5 protein-coding genes are annotated in these 3,896 nt (G+C 37.6%); all 5 read right to left on the bottom strand.

The window, feature by feature from the left end:
* Positions 1-227 precede the first annotated feature (227 nt).
* A complete protein-coding gene (locus tag QZ276_RS06510; RefSeq protein ID WP_292486400.1) occupies positions 228-476 on the bottom strand; it encodes a hypothetical protein in 249 nt (82 codons plus the stop codon).
* A gap of 201 nt (positions 477-677) precedes the next feature.
* Positions 678-935, bottom strand: coding sequence for a restriction endonuclease (locus QZ276_RS06505; protein ID WP_292486402.1), 258 nt, complete (start codon positions 933-935; stop codon positions 678-680).
* A gap of 12 nt (positions 936-947) precedes the next feature.
* A complete protein-coding gene (locus tag QZ276_RS06500) occupies positions 948-1,799 on the bottom strand; it encodes a restriction endonuclease (RefSeq protein WP_292486398.1) in 852 nt (283 codons plus the stop codon).
* Between the two features lie 235 nt (positions 1,800-2,034).
* Positions 2,035-2,781 carry a restriction endonuclease gene (locus QZ276_RS06495; RefSeq protein ID WP_292486396.1) on the bottom strand — a complete coding sequence of 249 codons (747 nt, stop codon included), beginning with the start codon at positions 2,779-2,781 and terminating at the stop codon, positions 2,035-2,037.
* Between the two features lie 277 nt (positions 2,782-3,058).
* The coding region (locus QZ276_RS06490) for a transposase (protein WP_292486393.1) at positions 3,059-3,896 on the bottom strand (838 nt) is incomplete at its 5' end.

Below are 3,896 nucleotides of genomic sequence, written 5' to 3'. Positions count from 1 at the left end.
TACCTTTTAACTGTTTATTTAGTTCTTCGTATCTTACCCAATCACCTTCATCATTTAGAGATTGCTTAACTATGAAGTTTGCCTGGTTGTATAGGTTCTTGGAAATATGACACAACCAGCTAAGGTTTTTATCATAATTTAAGTATATCGTTTCGGTTCTTTTTACCATAACAATCTCCATGATGAATATAATTGATTATATTTTATGTTAGCAATTCTTATATTTTTTACTTATAAAGTAAACTATAGATTTTAGCATAAGAAACTTCATGAACAGATGAAACTGAAGCAAATCCACTGGAACATACCCTGATAGCTACCTTTTCGACACCTAAAAACGTTGCTATGAGGTCTGTACCAGCACCTATACCTGGTGTTCTTTCAACCTGATAACCTCTGGTTTTGTAGTATATTTCCACCTCCTGCAACAGTTCTGTCAAGGATATTGATTCAATATTCTGATAAATTATCTTCAAGCTTTAACCTCCAATTATAATAAATTCTATGAGTTTGTATGGTCTTTTTATCGCTAAATTATAAAATAGAGAAAAATCTCCGGCAATCGGAAAATTGTGTTAAATACTTATTAATAAAAAAAGAAAAAATGGAAGTGGATAAAAAAACAACACCGAAACAATCAATAGTTAATATTATTAACCATAGATTGAATCAGATGTTTAATCTATTTTTTTAAACAGTTTGTAATGCGATATCATCAGGTTCCTAAGCTCATCTCTGTTTACCAGTTTCACATCATTTGCTCTTGCAAGTTCTACAGCTTCAGGTGTGTAGTAATTATTTGTGACCACCATCGCTGAATTACAGAGATAATACCGCACTGAAGCGACCACTTCCTGCACTGCACTGTTCCCCACTTTTGTACCAGATTGTTTGACCTGCACAGCAATGCGTTCTGATCCAAGTTTGGTCAATATTATATCTGCACCCTAGTCTTTATCCTTGGTTTTTTTAGTTCTGCTTGCATAATACCCCTTCTCCCTGTAGATCTTGCATACTGCCAGTTCAAGTTGTCTGGGTGTCAGTTTATCCGGATTGTCGGGTAATTCTTCATCCTCATCACTGCTGTTTATAATTAGCAATAGATCTTTTAATGGAACGTTTCCTATTTCGCAGATGATTTCAGCGATTTGACATTTGAAAGCAAGGTCTTCTGTTACTCTTAGATATTCTTGAAGGCGGTCTTCAAAATCCTCGTCTTTCAACATATCCACCAGCAGTTCCTTTATTTCAGGTTCCCAATTCTCATTGAGAACGTTGATGATTGGATCGATTGCTTCAGATTCTAATTCCTGGAATATTTCGATGAGGATTTCGCGTTCTTCATCCACTGGTTCTCGGAAAGACACAAATTGTGGATAATCTTTAATCATATCTCCCTCATCATACTTCAAATAATCAATAATCAGGTTTGCAGTATACTTGCTGTGCCTATTCAATATAGATTTATAGGTAAATATGATATCCTTGTGATTGATTCTATCGAGTTCTGGCAGTTTGTCTCTGAGTTCGTGCAAAACATATGGTACTGCAGAATCTGTATCCTCAAGGATATTTAAAAGCTCCCAGGCCAATTTATCAGGGTTATCGCCTTTCCTGATTTCCTCCATAACTTGTATAACAGCAGGCTCTCCGATATCAGTCAATGTTTCTTTTATTTCTAAATTCGGGTATGTTTCTTTGAGACAATTAATTAAAGGTTCTACTGCCTTTTCTCCGTGGTTTACAAGCGCTTTTTTAATCTCAATATTGTCCCCTATATCGTTATTTTCATCATTCAATTCTTGTATGAGCGGCTATATGGATATCTTTTCAATTTTGTCCATTTTTTACCTCCTTAAATTTTTATTTTGAAATTTTTTATAAAATTCAATTAATTGTATGGTTTTTTTGTGCGGGTAATTTCGAAAACAAAAACAACTATGAGGTTAAATTTGTAAAGTCAGAAAAATAAAATCCATGCAAGGGCATGGACTAAATACTCTGGTAAAACCTGGAATGAAGTATATTGTCTATTTAAAAAACGATCATATTTTCCAGCTGTTCTCTGCTGATTAGAGAAACACCATTCGATTCTGCCAGTTTTACGGCCTGTCTCGTGAATTCCTGATTGGAAATGACCATGGCACCGTTACAATGATAGTAGCTCTTTGCTGCCACTGCTTCCTGGACAGATTTGATGGAAACTTTCCTCCCTGGACTTAGATGTTTTATCAAAACCACTGTTCGCTCGACTCCATAACCGGTTATAATCAGGTCGGCACCCATATCTGTAGTACCGGTTCTTTCGACCAGATAACCTTTATCTTTGTACATCGACTCGATAAAATCTTCAAATTCTTCTGATGACATCTTGTCCAGATTGTTATTCTGCAGATAATAGCCAGATGAAGCAGACGACTGTAACTTTTGATTCTGGTTCCACGAATCATGACTATCCGGGTTTTTGATGTATTCCTCGATACGATCCAGTATCAACTGCAGCTGCTGGGCATTTCCATATTGATTCTGGTACTGTTCCATCTTCTCTGACAGGCGATCTACAGCCGGTTGTCCCATCTGTACGAGGATATTTTCAAGGTCTTGATTGTATCCATCATGGTACAGGTGTTCGATAATCGTACCGGCTGCCAGATGTTCCATCCTTATCAGGCAGTCTTCGATTTCCTTTTTGGTACAGTGGCTGTCAGTCGTCAACATTACTTCTAACATCAATTCTACTGCACTGTCGATTAGCTTTTCTTGATTTTCTACTTGTTCCAATTTAATCCTCCATATAATTTGATTTAAATCCGGGTAATAGCTCCTGAAGCTCTTTTTCCTGTTAATCTCAAAAGAGTTCAGAATTCTATAATTTCTACAATTACCCGCTCTTGCAATTAACAGATAGTTTCTTGTTGCTGTTAATTACATGGAGTGTATGGTTATTTTTTCAAGTAGTTTGGAGAACAGAATCAGCTGGTAAAATCAGGTCATCGCAAGTTCTCAACATAGAAGTCAGCTACTAACCGCTAAAGCGGTTAGCTTGTCCTTCCATCTCTTAACTTCGACTAACAGAAGCTAAGCGGAGGACATCAGGAAGGCTGACAGCTCCCCTGTGTGCTATGTTCTTCGAAGCATTGTAGTCAGCGTTCTCTTTATGACCACATCTTTTACACCTGAAGTTAGCCTGTTTCTGACGGTTATTTTTATTGATATATCCGCACTCAGAACACTGCTGAGAGGTATACATCGGATTGATAATGACTACAGGTACTCCTTCAAGTTTTGATTTGTATAATATGAAATCGGTCAATTCAGAGAACGCCCATTTACCTAACCTATCTTTTTGCGCTTTAGTAACCGTAGCCTCCGGGCGAAAACTGTTGAGGTTCTCCAGTGCAATAGCCCGAAACGTGTCTTTAGCGCGTTTGACCAGCTGTTTGGCAACCCAATGGTTCAGGTCGCGTTTGAACCGGCGTTCCTTTTTGGATAATTTCCTAAGATGTTTCTTGGCTGACCACGTGCCTCTAGATTGTAATCTCGATTTCAGACTGGTATATCGCTCTCTTATCTCATCAGCTTTTGTACCTTTGTAAACTTCATTATCAGAAGTAGTTGCTATATTAACTACGCCAAGGTCTACACCCATAACATCATCGTTGTACCTGACTTCGTTTTCACCTACTTCCATCACAAGCATCAGGTAAAAGTTACCGTCTTCGTAAATAAGGTCTGTCTGACCTCTGATTTTACTTATGTCAAAAGGTCTAAAATCACCATAAGATATTCCTATCTTCTCACGACCATCCAGTGTAAGTATAGAAACCATATCATTTCCCTTGAACGACAGTACCCTCTGGTCGTAGACCACAGCTCCTCTTCTATCGAATTTGTGC

The organism is Methanohalobium sp. (assembly GCF_018609725.1).
Taxonomy (GTDB): Archaea; Halobacteriota; Methanosarcinia; order Methanosarcinales; family Methanosarcinaceae; genus Methanohalobium.
Note: the sequence above shows the minus strand (reverse complement) of the source record. Positions and strands in the feature narration are given on the sequence as shown.